Here is an 884-nt window from a genome sequence, read left to right as displayed (position 1 = left end):
CATGTTTGCTCGGTGACGATGGCGGAGAGGTCACACCCGTTCCCATCCCGAACACGGAAGTTAAGCTCTCCAGCGCCGATGGTAGTTGGCGGGACACCGCCTGCGAGAGTAGGACGTTGCCGGGCAAAAAAATGAGCCATTAGCTCAGTAGGTAGAGCATCTGACTTTTAATCAGAGGGTCGGAGGTTCGAGTCCTCCATGGCTCACCATGATGCGGGTGTGGCGGAATTGGCAGACGCACCAGACTTAGGATCTGGCGCCTCTGGCGTGGGGGTTCAAGTCCCTCCACCCGCATAATGCGGAAGTAGTTCAGTGGTAGAACACCACCTTGCCAAGGTGGGGGTCGCGGGTTCGAGTCCCGTCTTCCGCTCCAACATGCCTATGCCGGGGTGGCGGAATTGGCAGACGCACAGGACTTAAAATCCTGCGGTAGGTGACTACCGTGCCGGTTCGAGTCCGGCCCTCGGCACTTTATATGCGCCCGTAGCTCAATTGGATAGAGCATCTGACTACGGATCAGAAGGTTAGGGGTTCGAATCCTCTCGGGCGCGCCATGTTTATATTATAATGAGGACGGGAAGTAGCTCAGCTTGGTAGAGCACATGGTTTGGGACCATGGGGTCGCAGGTTCGAATCCTGTCTTCCCGACCATTTCTAAGGGGCCTTAGCTCAGCTGGGAGAGCGCCTGCTTTGCACGCAGGAGGTCATCGGTTCGATCCCGATAGGCTCCACCAAAAAAACTATTGACAAGCAAAAACGTAAATGTTATATTGAAAAGGTCGCTTCAAAAGCGACAAGATGTTCCTTGAAAACTGAACGAAGCGAAAAGCGTACAGAAGCTAAGGATAACTTTTCTATGGAGAGTTTGATCCTGGCTCAGGACG

At 53.7% G+C, this 884-nt stretch carries 7 tRNA genes and 1 rRNA gene; all 8 read left to right on the top strand.

The features are described 5' to 3' along the window. Window positions 1–8: 8 nt before the first annotated feature. The 8 genes from rrf (at window position 9) to K1I43_RS15410 (ending at window position 734) form a co-directional block, all read left to right on the top strand. Window positions 9–125, top strand: a 5S ribosomal RNA gene (gene rrf, locus K1I43_RS15445). Between the two features lie 8 nt (window positions 126–133). After that, window positions 134–209, top strand: a tRNA-Lys gene (locus K1I43_RS15440). A gap of 4 nt (window positions 210–213) precedes the next feature. Continuing rightward, a tRNA-Leu gene (locus K1I43_RS15435) sits at window positions 214–294 on the top strand. A gap of 4 nt (window positions 295–298) precedes the next feature. Beyond that, window positions 299–373: transfer RNA gene (locus K1I43_RS15430), tRNA-Gly, on the top strand. A 10-nt stretch (window positions 374–383) separates the two neighbouring features. Next, window positions 384–469 (top strand) — tRNA-Leu (locus tag K1I43_RS15425). A gap of 8 nt (window positions 470–477) precedes the next feature. Next, window positions 478–554, top strand: a tRNA-Arg gene (locus tag K1I43_RS15420). A 20-nt stretch (window positions 555–574) separates the two neighbouring features. Next, a tRNA-Pro gene (locus K1I43_RS15415) sits at window positions 575–651 on the top strand. Window positions 652–658: 7 nt separating this feature from the next. Then, a tRNA-Ala gene (locus K1I43_RS15410) sits at window positions 659–734 on the top strand. Window positions 735–884 lie beyond the last annotated feature (150 nt).

It is taken from the genome of Anoxybacillus sp. ST70 (assembly GCF_019553625.1).
Taxonomy (GTDB): Bacteria; Bacillota; Bacilli; order Bacillales; family Anoxybacillaceae; genus Anoxybacillus; species Anoxybacillus gonensis.
Note: the sequence above shows the minus strand (reverse complement) of the source record. Positions and strands in the feature narration are given on the sequence as shown.